Below are 20,508 nucleotides of genomic sequence, written 5' to 3'. Positions count from 1 at the left end.
TTTATTTTTTGTCCTGATCAAATTGGTTCAAAAAGTTTTTAATGGCGTCAATCTCGTCTTTTGATGCCCGGTGCTGGCCAAGCGCCTGGATCACCAAGTTGGAAGTGGAGCCTTTAAATACAGTAGACAAGATTTTATCCAGAGCGTTGCTTTGTGCCTGCTCCATGGTGAATAAAGCCTTGTAAACATGGGTTTTTGAAGTGGTGTCGCGTTCAACCAATCCCTTATCATGCATAATCTGCATTAACTTTAAGGTAGTGGTATAACCGGCATCCTTGTTTTTAGCAAGCTCATCATGAACTTCACGTACGGTGCATTGGCCCTTTTTCCAAATTACCTGTAAAATTTCAAGTTCGCTTTCTGTTGGTTTGATTTCCATCTGTCTTCTCTATTACGAATTTCTTCGTACAAATATCTACGACAGATTTCGTATTTGCAAGAGGATTATAATTTTTTAACAAATTTTAACGGATTATGGGGGAGTAAGTGGTTGATTGAGTTGTCTGAACTCGAATTTGGCGGAATTATTGGAATTTTTCGAATATGCCTGACATTCTGTTAATCACTTAATTCTATAAATTCGAGTTCAGACAAAAATCCCATCAAATCCCGGTTCAGACAATCCTCATCTTTTAGTTACTTTTGTCTTCAAGGAGTTTCTGCAAAAAAAATCCGAAATCGAACATCTCAAATCCGAACTCAACACCCATGCTTCAAATTCAACAAAACGTATCCCTCAAAAACTTTAACACTTTTGGTATCGATGTAACTGCCCGCTATTTTGTTGAAATAGCCCGCGAAGAGGAGCTTAAAGAACTGTTTGCTGATCCGCAGTGGAAAGCGCTGCCCTTGTTGGTGCTCGGCGGCGGCAGTAATATGCTGATGGTTAATGACTTTAACGGATTGGTTGTACGGATGAACATTCGCGGTATTGAGCACCGCATCAGTCATGAGGATGTATATGTGGAAGCGGGCGGAGGCGAAGTATGGAACGACCTGGTAAATTATTGCGTTGATCATGGTTATGCCGGCGTGGAAAACCTAAGCCTGATCCCCGGTTCGGTAGGCGCTTCTCCTATTCAAAATATAGGCGCTTACGGTGTAGAACTGAAAGATGTATTTCACAGCTGCCGGGCCTTTGAGATAGCAAGCGGTAATTTCAGGGAGTTTAGTAAAGCGGATTGTAAATTTGGTTATCGTGAAAGTGTTTTTAAAGCCGAATTGAAAGGACAGTATATTATAGTATCGGTTAAGTTCCAATTATCGCTTAAGGCAAATATCAATACCGGATACGGGGCTATATCGCAGGAACTGCAAAGCAGGGGGATTTCTAATCCTACCATAAAAGATGTATCGCAGGTGGTGGCGCACATCCGGGTATCTAAATTGCCCGATCCGTCAACCATTGGTAACGCGGGCAGCTTTTTCAAAAATCCGGTGATTAGCGCCGAAGAATTTGACAGGCTGCAAGCCGGTTTTCCGGAAGTTGTAAATTACCCGGTTGCCGATGGCGGTGTAAAACTTGCCGCGGGATGGTTGATAGAGCAATGCGGCTGGAAGGGAAAAACTATCGGCCATACGGGCACCTGGAAAAACCAGGCTTTGGTACTGGTGAACCATGGCGGTGCCACCGGTCAGGAGATTTTTGATTTTTCGTCGCAAATCATAGACAGTGTGTACACTAAATTTGGCGTTATACTACAACGTGAAGTAAATATTATTAATTAAAAATTTTCATTTAAAGTAAATTTTGGCTTGGCTTGAAAAACATCTGAATGGAAATACAGGTGTCGTTTTAATGTTTTATATTGCATTTTTTGGCTTTAAATAGGTGTTATTCAATGTTTTTATTGTAATGTAAGTGTAAAAAGTACACAGTGGTGGAGCTTTATGGTTGTATTGAAAACCTAACTTTTTGCCGAACATTTTGGGTTAGTGGCATCATGCTTGTCTAATTGTTAACACAAAACTTTAACAAAATGACAAAGATTGAGTTTAACACCCTTGTACTACGTCAGGCGACTTCTTTAAGATCATACGCTTTACACTTTACGCACGACGCAGACGATGCTAACGACCTTGTCCAGGATACAATGTTGAAGGCCATAACTTACTATAACAAGTTTAAGGAAGGCACCAATTTAAAAGGGTGGTTATACACCATCATGAAAAATACATTCATCAATAATTATCGCCGTTTTGTTAAAATGAGCACCTTCGTTACCAAAAGCGATGAAATCTCATCACCAAACCTGGTATTCAGTTCAACCAAAAACCAGGGTGAAGCTAAATTTGTAATGGATGATATTAAAAAAGCTTTAGACAGGCTGCCTGAAGATTATTATGTGCCTTTTACCATGTATTTTGAAGGCCATAAATACCACGAAATTGCCGATCACCTGGATATCCCGATCGGTACTGTTAAAACCCGCATCCACGTAGCGCGTAAGCTGCTTAAGAAAAACCTTAAAGCTTACGACAACGGCATCGCCAAACCCGTTTATGCAGAAAACGAATAATTAAACTCCATCATATACCTTTATAAAATTAAAAACCCGCTTTTGAGGCGGGTTTTTTATTGGATTGTTGACAACGGCTATCTCAAAAAAGGTAAAGCCGGTTGATAAAATATCTTCCTGGTGTTGTACACTAATATACTGTTGAAAATAATGTACATGATATTTACGCCATAAAAAGCGGGATGCTTAATAGTATCCATTCAGGCATGCCTAAATTCAAAACAGCAGCAGGAAAATGGAACATTTCATGATTGCAGAGCATAACCACAAAAATTATAAAAGACAGGCACCACGAGATCTGAAAGTTTATCAGCCTTTTACAAGGCTTGTCTATCCCCTTTAACGTTCGCCTGTTTGATAGCCATAAACCTAATGGTATCACGATGCCGAGCAGCGGAAATATGATAAAACTCAGAGCTGATAAAGTGATAGTTGTAAGAAAGTTCCGGTTATCATCAGGCATCTGTTCAATCAGGTCTTCCGGAATTTCCGTCAAAAATTCGGTATCTACACTCAGCGCGGTTGCCAGTCGTTTAAGCGTATCGCCCCTGGCCTCTGTTTCGTTATTCTCTATACGTTGTACGGTTCGTAAACTTAGCAGGGCCTGCGCCGCTAATTCTTCCTAGCTTAAGCCTTTGCGTGTACGCAACTCCTTGATCTTTTTTCCGGGGTTATAGGTTTTCATAGTTTTATATTTTGCTCAACAAAAGTAAAACTCCATAAAGATACAACCTGCCGCCATGTTTACGTCATATTTATGACAATGGCTTATGTCCGGCTAATTATAGCTGTTTAGCCAACAACTTTACCGCCTCGGCTGCAACTACCTGCCCCGAAATAATAGCCGGAGGCACACCCGGCCCGGGTACAGTAAGCTGCCCCGTATACAGCAGGTTATTAACATGCTTTGCCCGCATGGCCGGTTTAAAAAAGGCGGTTTGAGCAAGCGTATTTGCCAGGCCGTAGGCATTCCCTTTGAAGGAGTGATAGTCGGCCTTAAAATCATTAAGCGCATAGCTCCGTTTTACAACTATGGCATCACGAATGTCCTGTCCGGTAATCCGGGCGAACCTATCCATCATTAAATCAAAATATTTTTCGCGAATGCTTTCATCGTCGTTCAGTCCCGGAGCTATCGGCATCAGGAAAAACAGGTTTTCACCATCTGCAGGCGCCACGGTAGCATCTGTTTTTGAGCTGCAGCAAACATAAAACAGCGGGTTGCTGGGCCATTGCGGCGAAGTGTAAATTTCTTTGGCATGCAATTCAAAATCCTCGTCAAAAAATAAGTTATGATGCTGTATACCCTCCACTTTTTTGTTGGTGCCTATATAGTATAACAGGCTTGAGGGCGACATGGTTCTGCTCTCCCAATATTTAGCGTTGTAGTTTCTGTGCGGCTGATCAAGTAAATGCTGGTCAACATGCTCATAATCGGCCCCTGCAATTACTACATCGCCCGTAAAATTGCCTTTGTTGGTGTGAATGGTGGTGGCGCTTTTATTTTGTACTTCAATTTTGGTTACTTCTGTATCAAGCTTTATTGTTACGCCCAGCCCGGTGGCAACACTTACCATGGCTTTTATAATTTCGTTCATGCCGCCCATGGGGTACCAGGTACCGAGAGCCAGGTCGGCATAGTTCATCATGCTGTACATGGCGGGGGTGTTTTGCGGCGTGGCGCCTAAAAACAGCACCGGGAACTCCAGCAATTTAACCAGCTTAGGGTTTTTAAAAAGCCCGCGCACATGTTTGCTCATGCTGGTAAGCAATTGCATGCTGAAGCTTTTTCTTATCAGGTTGAGATCAATAAATTCAGTAATGGAATGCGAAGGTCGAAACACGTATTCGCCCATGCCAACCTTGTATTTATATTCGGCCTGGCTCATAAACGTTCTCAACGCCTTGCTGCTGCCGGGTTCAATCTGCTCAAACAGGGCTTCCAGTTGGGCCATATTGGCGGGTACATCAAGCACATCATCTTTGCCATAATATATCCGGTAGCCGGGATCCAGCCGTTTTAGCTCGTAATAATCAGCCGGTTTTTTGCCAAATAAGGCGAAAAAGCTTTCAAAAACGTCGGGCATCCAGTACCAGCTCGGCCCCATATCAAACCTGAAGCCGTCCTGCTCCCAAACCCGCGCGCGGCCACCCGTCTGGTTGTTTTTTTCCAGTATGGTAACCTGGTAGCCTTCTTTAGCCAAAACACAGGCCGCCGATAATCCAGCGAAGCCCGAACCGATAACGATGATATGCTTAGTGTTGCTCATGTTTAAAGTGGAGCCTAAGGTAAGCAAATTGTTTTGGACACATTAAAAAACAATACCGGTTTGAATTTGTACTTTTGAGAAATCACCTTTTCTTGTGCCGATGACTAACCTATATGACGAAGCCTGTTTTGAATGCAGTAAACTGATAACCCGGAAGTATAGCACGTCATTTAGTCTCGGTATTAAAACCTTTGATAAAAGTTTCCGCTATCCCATATACGCCATTTATGGTTTTGTGCGTTATGCTGATGAAATTGTTGATACTTTTCATAACTATAACCAGCAGGAACTTATAGCCAGTTTTGGTAACGAAACTTTCAAGGCTATCGCAACGGGAATCAGCACTAACCCGGTTATACACTCGTTTCAGCAGGTAGTAAACCAATATCGCATCGATCATGAACTGATCAGGGCTTTTTTAACATCAATGGAAATGGACCTGGATACCAAGGTGTATGATAATCAGGGGTATAAAACCTATATTTATGGCTCGGCCGAGGTGATCGGTTTGATGTGCCTGCGGGTTTTTACCAGCGATGACACTTTATACCAATCCTTGCTTCCGCAGGCACGAAGCCTTGGCGCCGCCTTTCAAAAAATTAATTTTTTAAGGGATATCAAGGCTGATTATGCCGAACGTGGCCGTACCTATTTTCCGGGTGTGAATTTTAATAACTTTACCGAACAGGATAAAAAAAACATCGAAACGGAAATAAAAGCCGATTTTGACGATGCATTTGAAGGCATAAAGCGCCTGCCTAAAGGAACGCGGCTGGGCGTTTATATCGCTTATATTTACTACCTGCAGCTGTTTAAAAAAATAAGCTATACCCCGGCAAATGTTATCCTGCAAAAACGCATCAGGGTATCTGACGCGCGTAAAATGAGTTTGTATGTTAAGGCTGTATTACAGCAAAAATTAAATGTTATTTAATGTTCAGAAAATTATGTGTTGCTGCCGGTATGGCGGCTTTTACTTTACTATGTACGCAGGTTAAAGCACAACAGCCCGATTTAAAAATATTGCGCAAACAAATGGTGGTTGCCGTTGAAAAAAGCCAGACCACCGATTCGCTGTACAAAAGCCTTTACAGTCTTAAAGAAAAAAACGGCATTACAAACGGTTTCATTGCCGCCTTACTGGCCCTTAAAGCCAAGCATGCCTGGAACCCGTACTCCAAATTAAAATATATCAAAAATTCCGAAAAGTTGTTCAGGCAGGCCGTAGCAGCTGATCCGCACAATATCGAACTGAGGTTTATGCGTTTCTCCATCGAGCATAGCGCACCCTCGTTTTTAGGTTTTAATAAAGAGCTGGTTGCCGATAGCGAAGATATTATAGCGCAGTTGGACAAAAAAAACTTTGGCACGGCCGATAAGGATATGGCTATCGCCATTATCAAATATCTTATCCACTCCAAACGCTGTACACCTGCCCAAAACGAAGTATTAAACAAACACTTAGCCGAACTTACGTGAAATATAGTTATCTCCTGATCAATCTGTGTACGGTTTTTTTTCCGGTAGTACTTTCTTTTGACAAGCGGGTGCAATTTTATAAAAGCTGGAAATTTATATGGCCGGGCATGGCCGTTACCGGTTTCGTTTTTTTGTTTTGGGATGTGTTATTTACATTGAAAGGCGTATGGTCGTTTAACCCGGCGTACATTATCGGGATCAATTTTTTGGGGTTACCGCTTGAAGAAATATTATTTTTTTTAACAGTGCCTTTTGCCTGTATTTTTATTTATGCCTGCTTAAATTACTATGTAAAGTGGCTGATGCCTTACCGGCTCACCGGCATCATTAGCAGCATGCTGGTGTTACTGAGCCTGCTGATGCTGATATTTTTTTACGCCAGGCTGTATACAGCGGTTACATTCAGTTTGTTGCTGGTGCTGGTATTATTACTTCAATACGTTTTTAAAACCGAATGGCTTAACCGGTTTTACATGGCTTATGCCGTAGCCTTGATACCGTTTTATGCCGTAAACGGATTGCTTACTTCAATACCTGTTGTGTTATATAACAATGCTGAAAACGTTGGGCACAGGGTTGGTACCATCCCTTTAGAAGACCATTTTTATATGATGGCTTTATTGCTGATGAATATTGGTTTTTTTGAATATTTTAAAAGCAGGAAGTTAGCCAGATGACTGAACTACCGGTTTACACCAAATCACAACTGGCCCTGCGTAACGGGCAGGATAAGCCCCTGATTTGGGTGGCTTACCAGGGCTATATTTACGATGTAACCGAAAGCCGCCTGTGGCGCAATGGCAAACACTACGAACACTGGGCCGGTCAGGATTTAACCGCCGAACTGGCCGATGCGCCGCATACCGAAGCTGTATTTGAAAAATTTAAAAAGATAGGAAAACTAATAAGCCCCGCGTAAAGTGATTACGCCGGGGCTTTATTTTAAGATCCTTTCTTGAAGGAGAGGGTTGAGTGAGGCTTACAACTCGAATTTAGCCAGGCCAACAAACTCCTGTATACGGTCCGCAATTTCTTCCTGGCTCAGGTTTCTTAACTTTTCTGACCCGAACTTCTCTACACAGAAAGAAGCCAGCGCAGAACCGAAGATGATGGCGTTTTTCATATTATTGAAGCTAATAGTACCTACTTTGGCCATGTAGCCAATAAAACCGCCGGCAAAGGTGTCGCCGGCGCCGGTTGGATCAAATACATCGGCAAGCGGAAGTGCCGGTGCGCTGAATATTTTATCTTCGTGGAACAGTAATGCGCCATGCTCCCCTTTTTTGATGATCAGGTATTTAGGGCCCATGGTGAGGATTTTACGAGCGGCCTTAACCAGCGAAAACTCGCCCGATAACTGGCGCGCCTCTGCATCATTAATGGTTAATACATCCACAAGGCTGATGGTTTGTATCAATTCCTCAAGGGCAATGTCCATCCAAAAGTTCATGGTGTCCATTACAATCAGCTTAGGCCGGTTTTTAAGCCTTGCTATAACCGTTTGCTGAACCTGCGGCGACAGGTTGCCAAGCATCAGGTATTCGCAATCCTGGTAGCTATCAGGAATAATGGGATCGAAGGCTTCCAGTACGTTAAGCTCGGTTACTAGGGTATCGCGGCTGTTCATGTCGTTGTGATAACGGCCACTCCAGAAAAAAGATTTTTCCCCTTGTTTTATTTGAAGCCCTTCGGTGTTTACATGATGTTTTTGGAGATCCTCAATTTCATGCTGAGGGAAATCATCGCCCACTACTGCAACAATTTTTATTTTATCATAAAAGTAAGAGGCTCCCAAACTTGCGAAGGTTGCTGAGCCGCCTACTATTTTATCGGTTTTTCCAAAAGGGGTTTCAATGGCATCAAAGGCCACAGTGCCAATAACTAACAAACTCATGTAAAGATATTTATATTTTCAGGCGCAAATATTGTGAAAATTAACAGATTAATAGCCATCAGCGCTCAATTCGGTATCCAAATTTTAAGGGAAGCGGCTTTATTGGAGAAGATTCTTAAAATTCAGAATACCCGGAAACCAGTTTTGTTGGGCTATGTTAAAGATTTAAGCAACCATGAACGCATGATAAAACCATAAATAGCACATAATCAAGGTAAAATAAAGGCATTTAAAATATCTTTATTTTTTTTGAATAAAAATTGTGAAATATCGGTGGAAGTTATACTTTTGCACACTCCAAACCGGAAAACACTCCTGAGTAGCTCAGCCGGTTAGAGCATCTGACTGTTAATCAGAGGGTCGCTGGTTCGAGCCCAGCCTCAGGAGCCAGAAAAATAATAATTTATCCCCACTCCGACGAGTGGGGATTTTTTTTGCATAAAAATTGCGGGAAAATTGAGTTTGATTATTCTCCCGCAATTTTATTCCTCCGTAAGAATCCTGTTTGATCCTGAAAGTGCTGCACCGTTAAAATTCCATCGGTTAGCAGCCTGACAGTTGCTGGTAGCAGAACGGTTTTGAAAATCAGCTTTATATTATTTGTAATTGTTTGTACCTTAGGTTATCAACTGTAAAACCTCGCAATGAAAAAGCTGATTGCCTTTGGCGTATTTGTACTATCTATCAACTTCTGTTTCGCACAAGTAGACTACCAATGGGGGCCGTGGACGCAAGGAAAATGTTATCAGGGGCTTTTCTTCAGAGTAAAGCTACTGAACGTTTATAAATCAACCAATAAGTGGAATTATATGATTGAGTTTCAAAACAAGTACAATAAAAAGGTTTCATTCAAATACCTGGCCTATAACCCGCTTACTGAAAAACGCAAAGAAATTATGGATCAGTATACCTATGGATATCATTATATACTGAAGCCTGGCGAATCAATCACTTCCCCGTTTGGAGTGCTCGGTGAGGGCAATCCAAACATCCAGATTTTTGCGGTTTGTTTCCTGTTTTGGCCGGATGGGCAACCGAGATGTACCACCATCGCCGTGGCAGACAATGCCAGTTTTGGAAAGTGCGATAATGGTATCCCCAATTACAAAATCTACACTAAGGCAGAAGATGATGCCGAGGAAGCTGCGCGCCTGAAAACGGGCGATCCAAACTACGTGTACCCCGAAACCAGCAAGGGTATAAAAACAGATAACCGTTCTTCAACCGACAAGTTGATTGATGCCTATGCGAAAATATTGGGTGTGCAGAACCCGGCCAGAAACAATACCAACAATGGCGGGTCGTCATCAAATGTAAGCCAGCCTTCCCGTAACACCGGTACGCCATCTTCCATGGGTTCGGAAGCAACAGATGAAGTAACAGAAAAGGATTTCGCGATGAACCTGACACCTTACGATCCGTTGCAGGCGAAAGCGCAGGCAGCCAGGTTTGTGGCAGGTTTTGCCAAACGTCCGGGCGTTTTCACCACCCCCGGCGGGGTATTATGCCAGGCAATGTCGGTTGGTAGCGGACCTAAGCCCTCTGCAACGGATAACGTCAGGATCAACTTCCGAAAAACTACTGTTGTGGGTAAGCAATACAAAGGTGCGATGGTCAATGATAAAGGGGAGACAATCAATATGTCTGAGATCGGACCTAAACTGGCGGAGGCCATCAGGCTGATGAATGCCGGTAGTAAATATTGCTTTGTATTTCCGGCCGAGCTGGCCGGCAATCAGCCCGATTATCCAGAAGGTTCCGTAAGCCTTGTTTGGGTAATAGATCTTTTGGAAGTTGTTAAATAATGTACGGCTTAATGAATAGATAGTTGAACATTAAAAGTCAATAGTCAAAGTCGCTCTGAATAAGCCTCTCAAGTTTGTAATTAAAATATGACCTAATACTTGGGCTGGCAGACAATGACCGCAGCACCATCGCTCCATACCTGAAGCTAAGGTATATTTCGGACTCAAACTGTATGGTAGCTGCTTACGCAAATCATCACAAAAATGGCTACAGCAGCCGCTTACGGGATGTAATTTAAGATTTCAGTTATCCCATCCTCATAACTCGTCGGTTTAAAGTTGAAGGATTTTTCAAACTTGCTGCTGTCAAAAATATAATCATGATCGTACTGGTAATACATCTCAACAGTACCCATAATCACCTTTTTGAACAAACCCGCCAGCCACAGCATAGCTTTATTGATTCGCGAATATTTCGGTTCAACCTGGTAAACCCGGGCTGCAATGTTTAAAAACTCCTTGCCCGTAATTGCCGGTGGGGTAGGAAGGTGCCAAACCTGGTTGTCGCTTTCCGGGTGCTGACCCAGCATGAACACCGCTTTGCCTGCGTCCGGCACATAAATAAAGTTGTGCTTACAGTTCGGGTTGCCAATCCATTTAGCGCTTTGTTTTTTCGCGTAGTTGCTAAGCACCATCATGTCAATAAAACTATTAGCGGAGTGCGTTCCATAAAAATCGGGGGCGCGGGCTATGGTGGCCCGGATGTTTCCGGCCTTAACCTCGTTCATCAGCATTTCGGCAATACCCGCACGAATTTCGCCTTTTACGCTGCTGGGGTGATAAGGCGTATCTTCCGTCATCGGTCCGTTTACCAGCCCGTACATGTACACGTTGTCAAAAAATATCAAACGGGCACCGGTTGCTTTGGTTACGTTAATCACGTTTTGCATAATTACCGGCCATTGCGCGCGCCAGATATCTTTGTCATAAACCAAACCTGCAACGAGGTAAATAACGGTTGAGCCTTGCGCGGCCGCCAATATTTCATTGTAATTGAGCAGATCGGCTTTTTGCCAGGTTGCTTTATCATAATCAACGTTAACGGGTTTGCGGCTAACCAGGCGGATAGTTTCGTTGTGGGCTATCAATTCATTGGTGAGGACGTTCGCTACCGGACCGCCTGCTCCTAATATGGTATGCATAGTGTTTCTTGTTTTGTGTATTACAAAGGTAGAGGGCCTTTATAAATCAAAACGTTAACAAAAGATAAGGAATCGGCGAGAATTCGGATTTCGGATGTTCGATTTCGGATTTATTTTGGGGATTACACCTATTGGTTTTTGATTACACCGATTTTGATTGGCGGGATTTTGGATCGGTTGGAGATTTCACCTTTTGCCTTTCACCTTTCGCCTTTTGCCTTTCACCTTTCGCTTTTCGCCTTCTTTCGCCCTTCACCTCAAATCAGGCGCTGATCTTCATAATTCGCCTCCTGATCCTTGATAGCGATACCGGTGTAATACCTAAAAAATTGGCAATGTAGTGCTGGGGGATGCGGTATAAAGCTTCGCCGCCGGTTTCCAGGAGCTTACTGTAGCGTTCTTCGGGCGATTGGGTAATAAAGGATGTTACACGATCATCATAACAGATCAGGTAATGTTCGGCTATCAGCCTGCCAAATCGCTCCATTTTAAAGGCAAGCAGTTCTTCCTGGCAGGCTTGTTGCAGGTTTTTATGGCTTAAATTAACAATTACCGAATCTTCCAGTGCCTGGATATAATTTGCCGCGGGAGTAAGGGTGAGGAAGCTTTTATAGGAGCTTAACATATCATTCTCAAAGCTGAAATAGCCGGTAATTTCTTCTCCGTCTTTAACGTGGTAATATCTAACGGCTCCTTTTACTACGAGACCTATCTGGTCGCAGATTTTTCCGGCTTCAACATAAAACTTTTTCTTTTTTAGATGATCGACGGTTAAATATTGCGATAGCGCGTGCCATTCCCCGTCAGTAAGCGGAACAAACTTTTCAAAATACTGCCTGAACTTGTTAAGTGCGATTAGTGAATCCATAACCTGTCTAACAGAAACAAAACAGCGAAAACTACGCTGGCAATACCATTGGTTGTCATAAAGGCGAAGTTAACCCGGCTCAGGTCGTTCGGTTTTACCAATAAATGCTGGTAAATGAGCATAGCGCAGAAAAACCCGATACCGATGTAGTACAAAAAGCCAACATGTGTTTCAATAGCAGGCATGATGATAAAGATAGCCGAAAGAACGTGTAAAAAGGTTGATAACCTTAAGGCGTTCACCTTACCTAAATAAGCCGGTATTGAATGCAGGTTTTGGCTGCGGTCAAAATCTTCGTCCTGCAGGGCATAGATGATATCAAAACCGCTTACCCAGCACAGCACAGCTAATGAAAAAAATATAGGCGTAATAGCAAACTGGCCTGTTACAACAAGGTAAGCGCCAATAGGGGCGAGGGATAAACCTAACCCTAAAACCAAATGGCAAAGCGCGGTGAAGCGTTTGGTGGCGCTATAACCCATCACCACAAACAAGGCAACCGGCGATAAGAAAAAGCAAAGCCTGTTAATGAACCAGGTTGCAGTGATAAACAACAAGCAGTTAATGATAACAAACGTTAAAGCCGCTTTCGGACTGATGCGCCCGGCTGGTATGTCCCGCTGTTTGGTACGCGGGTTTTTAATATCGATATCCCTGTCCAGGTAACGGTTAAATGCCATGGCCGAGTTACGGGCAAAAACCATACACAATACCATCAATACGAGTTTAAGCCAGTCGAAATGGTATTGTGTCGTGGTTACCGCCAGGAAGAAGCCGATAAAGGCAAACGGCATGGCAAAAATAGTATGGGCAAAGGTTACTAAGGATAAGTATTTTTTCATGATCTTAAGCTCCCCTCTTTAGAGGGGTAAGGGGTGTGTTCTGCGTTGTTCTTATTAATCTTGTCTATATGTTGCTCAATCGTTCGTAAAACATTGATCATATCTTTTCTTGCCTCTAATTCGGTAAATCGAATAATTGTTAAATTATATTTTTCAAGTTCCTGTTCCCGTATCAGGTCTAATTTATGAGTTTCCTCATAATTGTGATATTGACCGTCAATTTCAATTATCAAATTTAGTTCGGAACAATAAAAGTCTACAATATAATTTAACAGTGGCTTTTGGCGATGAAAATCATATCCATAACCTTGCTTCCCTTTTAACTCTTTCCAAAGCAATATTTCGCCTAATGTGCTATCATTTCTTAACCTTCGGGCCAACTCTTTAAGCCGGGGATTATAGGGGATGATAGTTCGAGGCATTTGTTTATGGTGAGTTACTAAAAAATACTAAAAGCGGTGGATTGTGCGATTCCCCTCTTGAGAGGGGTGTAGGGGTGTGTTATTCTGCGCGAGGTTATCGCTCGTACAACACACCCCTGCTCTCGCGCTATCCTTCGCGCCCCCTCTCAAGAGGGGAACTTTGAAAAGCTGGTGCTTGAACAATTGGCACCTCAAAATTTTGGTTCACTACATCAATAAATTCCAGTATCTCTTCCCTGCCTTGCTGTGTTTCAGATGAAGTTATGAAATACTGCGGCATTTCTTCAAAAGTAGTCATCAGGGCTTTTCTGAATTTGGCTATGCTTTGGTCTGTTTTAATGCTCGATTGTTTATCGGCTTTGGTAAATACCAGTACAAACGAAAGCCCTTTTTCGCCAAGCCAGTTGCAAAATTCAAGGTCGATTTTTTGAGGCTCCAGCCTGCTGTCAATCAGTACCATTACACATTGCAGGCTTTCGCGTTTATCCAGATAGGTGTGGATAAACTTATCCCATTTGGCTTTTTCGGTTTTTGATGCGCGGGCATAGCCATAGCCAGGTAAATCTACAATATACCAATCGCCGTTAACCAAAAAATGGTTAATGAGCTGTGTTTTGCCCGGCGTTTGCGACGTTTTAGCCAACCCCTTTTTGCCCGTTAATGTATTGATGAGTGATGATTTACCCACATTTGAGCGCCCGATGAACGCGTATTCCGCTTTAACCGGTGGAGGTAACTTGCTTACCTGGCTGTTGCTGCAAATAAATTCGGCCGTTTTTACGATCATTCCGCAAAGGTAGGGTTTTGTTTTTGAAGTGTGAGAGTTGTTGCAAGGTTGGAAAGTTGTAATGTTGTAAAGTTGAATAGATTGTGAGGTTGAACTTAGGATAGTGTTATTAGCAAAGCAATAAATGTTTAAACATTTATTGCTTTGCCCGGACACAATTCGACTTCTAAATCATTTAACTTTGTGATAGTTACTATTTGCAAAGAAAGTTGAAATATTGATAATTTCAACTTTTTAACCTTACAACTTTCTAACTTTTCAACCTTACAACATTACAACTTTCCAACATTCAAACAAAAAACATGAATGAATATAAAATACCCGCCCAAACCCGGATCGGCCACGTGCACTTAAAAGTGAGCGACCTCCAGAAATCGCTCGATTTTTACTGTGGTTTGCTTGGCTTTGAAAAAATGCTGATGTATGGTGGTCAGGCCGCTTTTATTTCGGCAGGGGGGTACCATCATCACATTGGTTTAAATACCTGGCATAGCAAAGGCGCGCCACCAGCGCCTGAATATGCGCCGGGCTTATATCATACCGCTATTTTGTATCCCGAAAGGAAAGATCTGGCCGTTGCGCTCAAAAGATTGATTGCGGCGAAATACCCTATCACAGGTGCATCAGACCATGGGGTATCTGAAGCTATCTATCTGGACGATCCTGATGGTAACGGCGTTGAGCTGTACTGTGACAGGCCGAAAGAAGACTGGCCCGTAGATGATGAAGGTAAACTGACCATGTTTACCCGGAGGCTGGATTTAGAAGGGTTATTGGCTACAGTTGAGTAAGAACCGGGATTGGTGGAGGGCGTTTTGACGAATTTTTTCGTCTGAACCAGAATTTATCGAATCAATGCATTTATAGAATAGGCTATGCATTTTCTAAATTTTCAAAATTCTTTAAAATTCCGGTTCAGACAAAATCCTGCTCATCCCAACAATCTACCCAAATCCCGGTTCGGACTACAACTCCTTAATCTTAATATCCCTGAAATAAGCTTTATGCCCATGATCCTGCAGGGCAATTAAACCGGTTTTGGCGGTGCCGTAATCAGGATAATCTTTCCATTTTCCGGTAGTTTTCTTTTGCTTCCAGTCATCGGTCCAGGCTTCGAAGGCTAATATTTTTTTGCCGTTTAGCCAGTGCTCTACATGCCCGTTATTGAAAACAATTTTGCTGGTGTTCCAGGTGCCAACGGGGGCTAACTTTTTCTGTGAGTTGGGCAGGTACATGGCATAATCGCAGCCGGTTTTTTGCCAGTCTTCCAGTTTATCCGGCCAGCCCAGGTCGTCGATAATCTGGTATTCCGGGCCTGTTTCGTACGATGCGTGGTATTTGGGGTCTTCAATTACATGGTACATTACACCGCTGTTGCTGCCTTTGTCAATTTTCCATTCCCAGCTTAGCTCAAAGTTGGTGTAGGCTTTATCGGTTACAATGTCGCCGCCGGTATCGCCCTGTGCTGCGCCGAGGCACACAAGGGCACCGTCAACTATGGTCCAGTTTTTAACTTCGCCTTTTTTGTTGAAGCCGTGCCAGCCATTTAAAGTTTTGCCATCAAAAAGGCTTACCCACTTACCTTTTGCCGGGGTGGCCTGTTTAGCCGGTTTGGGTTTGTGAACTGGAGCGGCAGAGGTTTGCCCTAAGGTTAAGCCTGCTGCAATTACGATCAGGCCTATCTTTTTTAATTTTTGTTTCATTATCGTATTCAGTGTGACGGTTTACTATTTTTTAATCAGCTGCATTTTTTCAGGATCCCAAAACATCGGGCTGTTATTGTAGTAGCTATCGTTACATAGCAGGGCAGGGGCCGCCGCGCGATAGCCGAAAACAGCATCTTCGGTAACTTTACCTTTATTGCGGATGGCGGTAAAAAAGTTTACCATATGATCGTAAGGGCCGCCTTTGTATCCTTTTTCGGCGTCGTAGGTAATTTCTTCGGGCGGCAGCATTCTTTTACGTTCTGCGTAGCCGCTTCCCGCTTTTTTAAGTTTATCCAGGTAGAAGGGATCGTCAGAGTCCATCACTTTATTGCGTTTCAGGGTCACTTTATCCCAGGTAATATCCATCGAGCCTTCGCTGCCTACCAGCTTAAGGTAAGTGGTGCCGCTGGTACCATCCACAAAGTTGCAGCGTAACGACAGGTTGAAGGCCGGGTGCGCCTGGGTTTTAGGGTAATCGAAAGTGCCCAACAGCACATCAGGCACTTCGCGGCCATCATTCCAGAAACGTAACCCGCCCGAGGCGTAAATTTTATTCGGCCCTACCGAATCGGTAATGAAATGCAGGCTCGAAAACAGGTGCACAAATAAATCGCCTGCCATGCCCGTACCGTAATCGGTATAATTCCTCCAGCGGAAAAAACGTTTCTGATCGAACGGTCGTTTTTTGGTATTGCTGATATAAGTTTCCCAATCCACCGTTTCGGGCGAGGCATCCTCCGGGATAGGGTATTGCCAAACCTCAAGCGGGTTGCGGCGGGCCCAAAAGCCTTCGGCATAGTTTAGTTCGCCAATGGCCCCGGCTTTCAGCAACTCGTGTGCTTTTTCATTACCTAATGATGATACGCCCTGGCTGCCTACCTGGAAAACCATGCCGGTGTCTTTTTGCGCTTTAATAACTGCCGGTCCTTCGCTTATGGCATGTACCATCGGCTTTTCGCAATAAACGTGTTTGCCGGCATGCATAGCGTCTACCGAAATTTGCTGGTGCCAGTGATCGGGCGTGCCAACTATCACGGCGTCAATGTCTTTACGGTTTAGTATTTCTTTGTAAACGCGGGTTGTATACAGGTCGGCGCCCCAGCGGGTTTTGGCATCTTTAAGGCGGCCGTCATATAAATCGCAGGCGGCTACCAGTTTTATGCCGGGTGTTTGAAGGGCTGTAATGGTATCCTGCGTACCCATGCCGCCGGCACCTATCAGGGCGATGTTTACCTGATCGTTGGGGCTGTTGCCAACAAGGCGTTTAATAATGGAGAATGATTTGGCCTGGCTTTCGGCAGCAACAAGGCTTGACCCGGCTGCAACGGCCGCAGTAGCTGTTGTTAGTTTTTTAATAAAACTACGGCGTGAGGATGGTTGTTCTTCTTTCATACTTGAACTAAGGTGTTTTGTAATTTACCGGTTTACGCCGGCTGTGATTGGTTTTTAAAAATACAGATTTGTGTTAATAATTAACATAATCATGTCAACTTAATATGGGTGTAACAACTCATTAAAAATTACAATCACTATCTTTGCCCCCGCAATGAGCAAAATCATAACTCCGTACCAGAATGAGCAGGCTACCAAAAAAGAGCAGGTGGCCGATATGTTTAACAATATCTCCAAAACATACGATTTCCTGAATCATTTCATGTCGCTGGGCATCGATATTATCTGGCGCAAAAAGGCGATTAACGAGTTGAAAAAGGATCAGCCTAAACTGATATTGGACGTGGCTACCGGTACCGGCGATTTTGCCTTCGAGGCGCTTTCAATCCTTAAACCGGAAAAAATTATTGGTGTTGATATTTCAAGAGGCATGCTTGATATAGCAGACCAAAAGATAATTAAACGCCATTTGAGCGATAAGTTTGAAGTGAAACTTGGCGACTCGGAAAAACTGCCTTTTGAAGCCAATGGCTTTGATGCTGTAACCGTAGCTTACGGTGTGCGCAACTTCGAAAACCTGGAAATGGGCCTGGCCGATATCAACCGGGTGTTGAAACCCGGGGGTAAGGCGGTGGTTTTGGAGTTTTCAAAACCTAAAGGGTTCCCGGTAAAACAATTGTATAATTTTTACTTTAATTATATTACACCGGGTATAGGTAAGCTTTTCAGTAAAGATTCGAGGGCTTACAGTTACCTGCCCGAATCAGTGGCTGCTTTTCCGGATGGCAAGGATTTTGTTGCCCTGATGGATAAAGTAGGATTTAAAAATACCAAATGCAGGCCTTTGGCGTTTGGTATCTGTTCGATATACACTGGCATAAAATAAATTGATGATAAACCGCTACCTGGTTGCTTTTGTACTGTTATTTTGTTGCAAGCCATTATTTGCGCAGCGTGTACCCGCGTGGGGTGGCGGGGCCGATCAGCAGGACCTGAGTTTCGGCTTCAGTTTCAGTTATGTTGCCAGCGATTTTAAAATTGATAAGCAGGCTAACTTTCGTGATGCCTTTTTTGATGGTAATGGTGTACGGGTTAAAGGCCCGCTAAACAGTATCAGCTCCAAAAGTACGCCGGGTTTTGGGGTTGGCTTTTTAACCCGTTACCGCCTTACCGATCACCTGGAGGTACGCACCACCCCTTCGTTAATATTTGCCGACCGCGCCTTGCACTATTCCTATGTTGATCCGACAGAAGATGTTGATAAAAAGGTGCAAACCACATCGGTAGATGTACCCCTGTTGCTGAAACTTAAATCAGACAGGTTGGGCGACTTCCGTGCTTACGTAATAGGTGGTGTAAAATATACCCAAGCCATCGGCTCAAAAAAAAACACGGATGCCAATCTTGACCTTTCCGAAAAGCTGGTAAAAAACGTGGGTGGATTCGCATCGTACGAGGCAGGCATTGGTTGCGATATCTATTTTGAATTTTTCAAGCTTTCGCCCGAGATTAAAATTTCCAATTCTTTTAATAATGTTCTGTTGCGCGAAAATCAGCCCTATTCAAGCCCCATCAGCAGGTTAGGATTGCATACTTTAATGTTTAGCTTGATTTTTGAGTAGCAATTGCGTGTAGAAAATTTTGAGCATGCACGCTCAAAACTAATCTCTGTTCTCTAATCACCAATCTCGTAATCCATGCGCTCATTTATAATGAGTGCTTAACATGGGTTTGCGTTTGCAACGCAACAGGCCTGCTAAAATTCATCTCCTTACCAACAACCGACAATATTTTAAACTAAAAAGCCTAATTTCGCTGCTTACTTTAAACAAAATCTATGAGTAAGATCGCTTTAATTACCGGGGCTACCGCAGGCATTGGCGAGGCATGCGCGCAGGTTTTTGCCCGCGAGGGATACAATTTAATTTTAACCGGCAGGCGTTTGGAACGTTTGGAAAAACTGGCCGCACAGCTTAATGAACAATATGGCGTTGAAATAGCCGTGTCATCATTTGATGTGCGTAACCGTGAGGATACCATCAGCAACCTGGAAAGCCTGCCTGCACACTGGAAAAATGTTGATGTGCTGGTAAACAACGCGGGCCTGAGCCAGGGGCTTGATCCGATACAAAAAGGAAATATTGATGATTGGGAAACCATGATTGATACCAATGTAAAAGGTTTGCTTTATGTAAGCCGCGTGGTATCCAACTGGATGATTGAAAACGGATCGGGCCATATTATTAATTTAGGTTCGATAGCCGGTAAAGAGGTTTACGCCAACGGAAACGTATATTGTGCTACCAAACACGCGGTAGATGCTTTAAATAAAGGTATGCGGATCGATTTGTTGCCGCATCGCATCAAGGTTACAGCCATACACCCCGGTGCCGTTGAAACCGAATTTTCGGAAGTGCGTTTTAAAGGTGATAAAGAGCGCGCCAAAAAGGTGTATGAAGGTTTTGAACCTTTACGGGCCGAAGATATTGCCGAAACTATATGGTTTATAGCATCGCGCCCCAAACACGTTAATATAAACGATTTGCTGATTATGCCAACTGCGCAGGCTAATGCCGGAACGATATATAGGGGGTAAGCTGGATGTGCAGATGTGCGGATTACAGATGTGCAGATTTTTAAAGCATGTTGCATGTTTATAGGGATGAGCGATATTTTGCACATCTGTACAACTGAACTTTGCACATCAAAATTCACTAATTCAATAACTCACTAATTCAATAATTAAAATTAAACCATGTCATTAATAACACAAATAGACCAGGATATTAAGCTGGCCATGCTGGCAAAGCAGGCCGGGCGTTTGCAGGGCTTACGAGCCATTAAATCGGCACTGCTTTTAGCAAAAACCGAAAAAGGCGCCGCTGAAGAACTTACCGAAGACGCCGAAATTAAAGTGTTGCAAAAACTGGTGAAGCAACGCAAGGAGTCGGCCGATATTTATAAAACCCAAAACCGCGACGATCTGTACCAGATTGAAATGGCCGAAATGCTGGTTATTGAAGAGTATTTGCCCCAGCAAATGAGCCGGTTTGAAATTGAAGGTTACCTGGAAGATCTGATTGGCCGCATCGGCGCCACATCGGTAAAGGATATGGGCCGTGTAATGGGTATGGCCAGTAAAGAACTTGCCGGCAAAGCCGATGGTAAAACCATATCAGAAGTGGTAAAGCAGCTATTGGGATAAGCTTTTGGCATTTAATTATCATACAGCTTTTTAAACAACAATGTTGTGTTAGTGTTACTGTTGTTAATAAAAGCTTAACATAATTACATTGATAAATAATTGCTATACTTGCTAAATGTAGGTTGCAATAAACTAATTTTGCGCCTTAATAACAGGAATTTATACTGAAAGCGATTT

23 protein-coding genes, 1 tRNA gene and 1 pseudogene are annotated in these 20,508 nt (G+C 43.3%); 13 read left to right on the top strand and 12 right to left on the bottom strand.

What is annotated here, in order from left to right; genetic code table 11:
- Position 1 precedes the first annotated feature (1 nt).
- Positions 2 to 379 (bottom strand): BlaI/MecI/CopY family transcriptional regulator, encoded by a 378-nt coding sequence (locus tag LX99_RS03815; protein WP_022833601.1) that lies wholly within the window; start codon positions 377 to 379, stop codon positions 2 to 4.
- Positions 380 to 708: 329 nt separating this feature from the next.
- On the opposite strand from LX99_RS03815, the gene murB reads away from it, so the two are divergent.
- Both murB and LX99_RS03805 read left to right on the top strand, forming a co-directional pair.
- On the top strand, positions 709 to 1,728 hold the full coding sequence (murB, locus tag LX99_RS03810; protein WP_109606519.1) for a UDP-N-acetylmuramate dehydrogenase: 1,020 nt from the start codon (positions 709 to 711) through the stop codon (positions 1,726 to 1,728).
- 251 nt (positions 1,729 to 1,979) lie between these two features.
- Entirely contained in the window at positions 1,980 to 2,519 is a 540-nt protein-coding gene (locus LX99_RS03805; RefSeq protein WP_022833598.1) for an RNA polymerase sigma factor, read from the top strand.
- Positions 2,520 to 2,682: 163 nt separating this feature from the next.
- Here the strand turns inward: LX99_RS03805 and LX99_RS03800 are convergent, their stop codons facing one another.
- The 3 genes and pseudogenes from LX99_RS03800 to LX99_RS03795 form a co-directional block, all read right to left on the bottom strand.
- Positions 2,683 to 3,015 (bottom strand): DUF4870 domain-containing protein, encoded by a 333-nt coding sequence (locus LX99_RS03800; protein WP_109606516.1) that lies wholly within the window; start codon positions 3,013 to 3,015, stop codon positions 2,683 to 2,685.
- A gap of 9 nt (positions 3,016 to 3,024) precedes the next feature.
- Positions 3,025 to 3,129, bottom strand: a pseudogene (locus LX99_RS26435) (helix-turn-helix domain-containing protein); the annotation flags it as partial.
- Between the two features lie 172 nt (positions 3,130 to 3,301).
- Positions 3,302 to 4,789 (bottom strand): phytoene desaturase family protein, encoded by a 1,488-nt coding sequence (locus LX99_RS03795; RefSeq protein WP_109606514.1) that lies wholly within the window; start codon positions 4,787 to 4,789, stop codon positions 3,302 to 3,304.
- Positions 4,790 to 4,889: 100 nt separating this feature from the next.
- Here LX99_RS03795 and LX99_RS03790 point away from each other — a divergent pair, with 100 nt between their 5' ends.
- From LX99_RS03790 to LX99_RS03775, 4 genes are read left to right on the top strand one after another with little or no spacing between them, the layout of a single operon-like run.
- Entirely contained in the window at positions 4,890 to 5,723 is an 834-nt protein-coding gene (locus tag LX99_RS03790; protein ID WP_109606512.1) for a phytoene/squalene synthase family protein, read from the top strand.
- Positions 5,723 to 6,268, top strand: coding sequence for a hypothetical protein (locus tag LX99_RS03785; protein WP_022833593.1), 546 nt, complete (start codon positions 5,723 to 5,725; stop codon positions 6,266 to 6,268). The genes LX99_RS03790 and LX99_RS03785 overlap by 1 nt, the downstream gene beginning before the upstream one ends.
- Positions 6,265 to 6,945 carry a lycopene cyclase domain-containing protein gene (locus LX99_RS03780; RefSeq protein WP_109606510.1) on the top strand — a complete coding sequence of 227 codons (681 nt, stop codon included), beginning with the start codon at positions 6,265 to 6,267 and terminating at the stop codon, positions 6,943 to 6,945. Before LX99_RS03785 ends, LX99_RS03780 begins: the two co-directional genes overlap by 4 nt.
- A complete protein-coding gene (locus LX99_RS03775) occupies positions 6,942 to 7,187 on the top strand; it encodes a cytochrome b5 domain-containing protein (RefSeq protein WP_109606507.1) in 246 nt (81 codons plus the stop codon). The genes LX99_RS03780 and LX99_RS03775 overlap by 4 nt, the downstream gene beginning before the upstream one ends.
- A 60-nt stretch (positions 7,188 to 7,247) precedes the next feature.
- Here LX99_RS03775 and LX99_RS03770 read toward each other — a convergent pair whose 3' ends face one another.
- Entirely contained in the window at positions 7,248 to 8,162 is a 915-nt protein-coding gene (locus LX99_RS03770; protein ID WP_109606505.1) for a PfkB family carbohydrate kinase, read from the bottom strand.
- 313 nt (positions 8,163 to 8,475) lie between these two features.
- Here LX99_RS03770 and LX99_RS03765 point away from each other — a divergent pair.
- Both LX99_RS03765 and LX99_RS03760 read left to right on the top strand, forming a co-directional pair.
- Positions 8,476 to 8,552: transfer RNA gene (locus tag LX99_RS03765), tRNA-Asn, on the top strand.
- Positions 8,553 to 8,806: 254 nt separating this feature from the next.
- Positions 8,807 to 9,967: an FKBP-type peptidyl-prolyl cis-trans isomerase gene (locus tag LX99_RS03760; protein ID WP_109606503.1), complete on the top strand. Its 1,161-nt coding sequence runs from the start codon at positions 8,807 to 8,809 to the stop codon at positions 9,965 to 9,967.
- A 221-nt stretch (positions 9,968 to 10,188) separates the two neighbouring features.
- Here LX99_RS03760 and LX99_RS03755 read toward each other — a convergent pair whose 3' ends face one another.
- The 5 genes from LX99_RS03755 to yihA form a co-directional block, all read right to left on the bottom strand.
- Positions 10,189 to 11,109, bottom strand: a complete 921-nt coding sequence (locus LX99_RS03755) for an NAD-dependent epimerase/dehydratase family protein (RefSeq protein ID WP_109606501.1) — start codon at positions 11,107 to 11,109, stop codon at positions 10,189 to 10,191.
- A gap of 262 nt (positions 11,110 to 11,371) precedes the next feature.
- Positions 11,372 to 11,977: a Crp/Fnr family transcriptional regulator gene (locus tag LX99_RS03745; protein ID WP_109606497.1), complete on the bottom strand. Its 606-nt coding sequence runs from the start codon at positions 11,975 to 11,977 to the stop codon at positions 11,372 to 11,374.
- Positions 11,965 to 12,819 carry a UbiA-like polyprenyltransferase gene (locus LX99_RS03740; RefSeq protein ID WP_109606495.1) on the bottom strand — a complete coding sequence of 285 codons (855 nt, stop codon included), beginning with the start codon at positions 12,817 to 12,819 and terminating at the stop codon, positions 11,965 to 11,967. Before LX99_RS03740 ends, LX99_RS03745 begins: the two co-directional genes overlap by 13 nt.
- A complete protein-coding gene (locus LX99_RS03735) occupies positions 12,816 to 13,241 on the bottom strand; it encodes an endonuclease domain-containing protein (protein WP_109606493.1) in 426 nt (141 codons plus the stop codon). The genes LX99_RS03740 and LX99_RS03735 overlap by 4 nt, the downstream gene beginning before the upstream one ends.
- A gap of 127 nt (positions 13,242 to 13,368) precedes the next feature.
- Positions 13,369 to 14,028: a ribosome biogenesis GTP-binding protein YihA/YsxC gene (gene yihA, locus LX99_RS03730; protein ID WP_109606491.1), complete on the bottom strand. Its 660-nt coding sequence runs from the start codon at positions 14,026 to 14,028 to the stop codon at positions 13,369 to 13,371.
- A gap of 302 nt (positions 14,029 to 14,330) precedes the next feature.
- On the opposite strand from yihA, the gene LX99_RS03725 reads away from it, so the two are divergent.
- On the top strand, positions 14,331 to 14,819 hold the full coding sequence (locus LX99_RS03725) for a VOC family protein (RefSeq protein ID WP_109606488.1): 489 nt from the start codon (positions 14,331 to 14,333) through the stop codon (positions 14,817 to 14,819).
- A gap of 174 nt (positions 14,820 to 14,993) precedes the next feature.
- Here the strand turns inward: LX99_RS03725 and LX99_RS03720 are convergent, their stop codons facing one another.
- Together LX99_RS03720 and LX99_RS03715 are read right to left on the bottom strand one after the other, a co-directional pair.
- Complete coding sequence (locus LX99_RS03720) at positions 14,994 to 15,731, bottom strand: 3-keto-disaccharide hydrolase (RefSeq protein WP_109606486.1); 738 nt, start codon at positions 15,729 to 15,731, stop codon at positions 14,994 to 14,996.
- A gap of 24 nt (positions 15,732 to 15,755) precedes the next feature.
- Entirely contained in the window at positions 15,756 to 17,126 is a 1,371-nt protein-coding gene (locus tag LX99_RS03715; RefSeq protein ID WP_109606484.1) for a Gfo/Idh/MocA family protein, read from the bottom strand.
- 154 nt (positions 17,127 to 17,280) lie between these two features.
- On the opposite strand from LX99_RS03715, the gene ubiE reads away from it, so the two are divergent.
- The 4 genes from ubiE to LX99_RS03695 all read left to right on the top strand — a co-directional run bounded on the left by ubiE (position 17,281) and on the right by LX99_RS03695 (position 20,331).
- Positions 17,281 to 18,012: a bifunctional demethylmenaquinone methyltransferase/2-methoxy-6-polyprenyl-1,4-benzoquinol methylase UbiE gene (ubiE, locus tag LX99_RS03710; RefSeq protein WP_022831263.1), complete on the top strand. Its 732-nt coding sequence runs from the start codon at positions 17,281 to 17,283 to the stop codon at positions 18,010 to 18,012.
- Positions 18,013 to 18,016: 4 nt separating this feature from the next.
- A complete protein-coding gene (porT, locus tag LX99_RS03705) occupies positions 18,017 to 18,748 on the top strand; it encodes a type IX secretion/gliding motility protein PorT/SprT (protein ID WP_109606481.1) in 732 nt (243 codons plus the stop codon).
- Positions 18,749 to 18,963: 215 nt separating this feature from the next.
- Positions 18,964 to 19,722: an SDR family oxidoreductase gene (locus LX99_RS03700; RefSeq protein ID WP_109606479.1), complete on the top strand. Its 759-nt coding sequence runs from the start codon at positions 18,964 to 18,966 to the stop codon at positions 19,720 to 19,722.
- A 159-nt stretch (positions 19,723 to 19,881) separates the two neighbouring features.
- On the top strand, positions 19,882 to 20,331 hold the full coding sequence (locus LX99_RS03695; RefSeq protein ID WP_109606477.1) for a GatB/YqeY domain-containing protein: 450 nt from the start codon (positions 19,882 to 19,884) through the stop codon (positions 20,329 to 20,331).
- Positions 20,332 to 20,508: the final 177 nt, after the last annotated feature.

The sequence above is a fragment of the Mucilaginibacter oryzae genome, from assembly GCF_003148845.1.
Lineage (GTDB): Bacteria > Bacteroidota > Bacteroidia > Sphingobacteriales > Sphingobacteriaceae > Mucilaginibacter > Mucilaginibacter oryzae.
This window is presented reverse-complemented; position numbering and strand designations above follow the sequence as displayed.

Bases quoted from the DNA above. Each gene is read 5' to 3' on its own strand.
- LX99_RS03760 (WP_109606503.1), top strand. From the start codon at position 8,807: ATGAAAAAGCTGATTGCCTTTGGCGTATTTGTACTATCTATCAACTTC.
- LX99_RS03735 (WP_109606493.1), bottom strand. From the start codon at position 13,241: ATGCCTCGAACTATCATCCCCTATAATCCCCGGCTTAAAGAGTTGGCC.
- LX99_RS03755 (WP_109606501.1), bottom strand. From the start codon at position 11,109: ATGCATACCATATTAGGAGCAGGCGGTCCGGTAGCGAACGTCCTCACC.
- LX99_RS03785 (WP_022833593.1), top strand. From the start codon at position 5,723: ATGTTCAGAAAATTATGTGTTGCTGCCGGTATGGCGGCTTTTACTTTA.
- ubiE (WP_022831263.1), top strand. From the start codon at position 17,281: ATGAGCAAAATCATAACTCCGTACCAGAATGAGCAGGCTACCAAAAAA.
- LX99_RS03805 (WP_022833598.1), top strand. From the start codon at position 1,980: ATGACAAAGATTGAGTTTAACACCCTTGTACTACGTCAGGCGACTTCT.
- LX99_RS03745 (WP_109606497.1), bottom strand. From the start codon at position 11,977: ATGGATTCACTAATCGCACTTAACAAGTTCAGGCAGTATTTTGAAAAG.
- LX99_RS03790 (WP_109606512.1), top strand. From the start codon at position 4,890: ATGACTAACCTATATGACGAAGCCTGTTTTGAATGCAGTAAACTGATA.
- LX99_RS03815 (WP_022833601.1), bottom strand. From the start codon at position 379: ATGGAAATCAAACCAACAGAAAGCGAACTTGAAATTTTACAGGTAATT.
- LX99_RS03740 (WP_109606495.1), bottom strand. From the start codon at position 12,819: ATGAAAAAATACTTATCCTTAGTAACCTTTGCCCATACTATTTTTGCC.
- porT (WP_109606481.1), top strand. From the start codon at position 18,017: ATGATAAACCGCTACCTGGTTGCTTTTGTACTGTTATTTTGTTGCAAG.
- yihA (WP_109606491.1), bottom strand. From the start codon at position 14,028: ATGATCGTAAAAACGGCCGAATTTATTTGCAGCAACAGCCAGGTAAGC.
- murB (WP_109606519.1), top strand. From the start codon at position 709: ATGCTTCAAATTCAACAAAACGTATCCCTCAAAAACTTTAACACTTTT.
- LX99_RS03715 (WP_109606484.1), bottom strand. From the start codon at position 17,126: ATGAAAGAAGAACAACCATCCTCACGCCGTAGTTTTATTAAAAAACTA.
- LX99_RS03775 (WP_109606507.1), top strand. From the start codon at position 6,942: ATGACTGAACTACCGGTTTACACCAAATCACAACTGGCCCTGCGTAAC.
- LX99_RS03770 (WP_109606505.1), bottom strand. From the start codon at position 8,162: ATGAGTTTGTTAGTTATTGGCACTGTGGCCTTTGATGCCATTGAAACC.
- LX99_RS03725 (WP_109606488.1), top strand. From the start codon at position 14,331: ATGAATGAATATAAAATACCCGCCCAAACCCGGATCGGCCACGTGCAC.
- LX99_RS03695 (WP_109606477.1), top strand. From the start codon at position 19,882: ATGTCATTAATAACACAAATAGACCAGGATATTAAGCTGGCCATGCTG.
- LX99_RS03700 (WP_109606479.1), top strand. From the start codon at position 18,964: ATGAGTAAGATCGCTTTAATTACCGGGGCTACCGCAGGCATTGGCGAG.
- LX99_RS03795 (WP_109606514.1), bottom strand. From the start codon at position 4,789: ATGAGCAACACTAAGCATATCATCGTTATCGGTTCGGGCTTCGCTGGA.
- LX99_RS03720 (WP_109606486.1), bottom strand. From the start codon at position 15,731: ATGAAACAAAAATTAAAAAAGATAGGCCTGATCGTAATTGCAGCAGGC.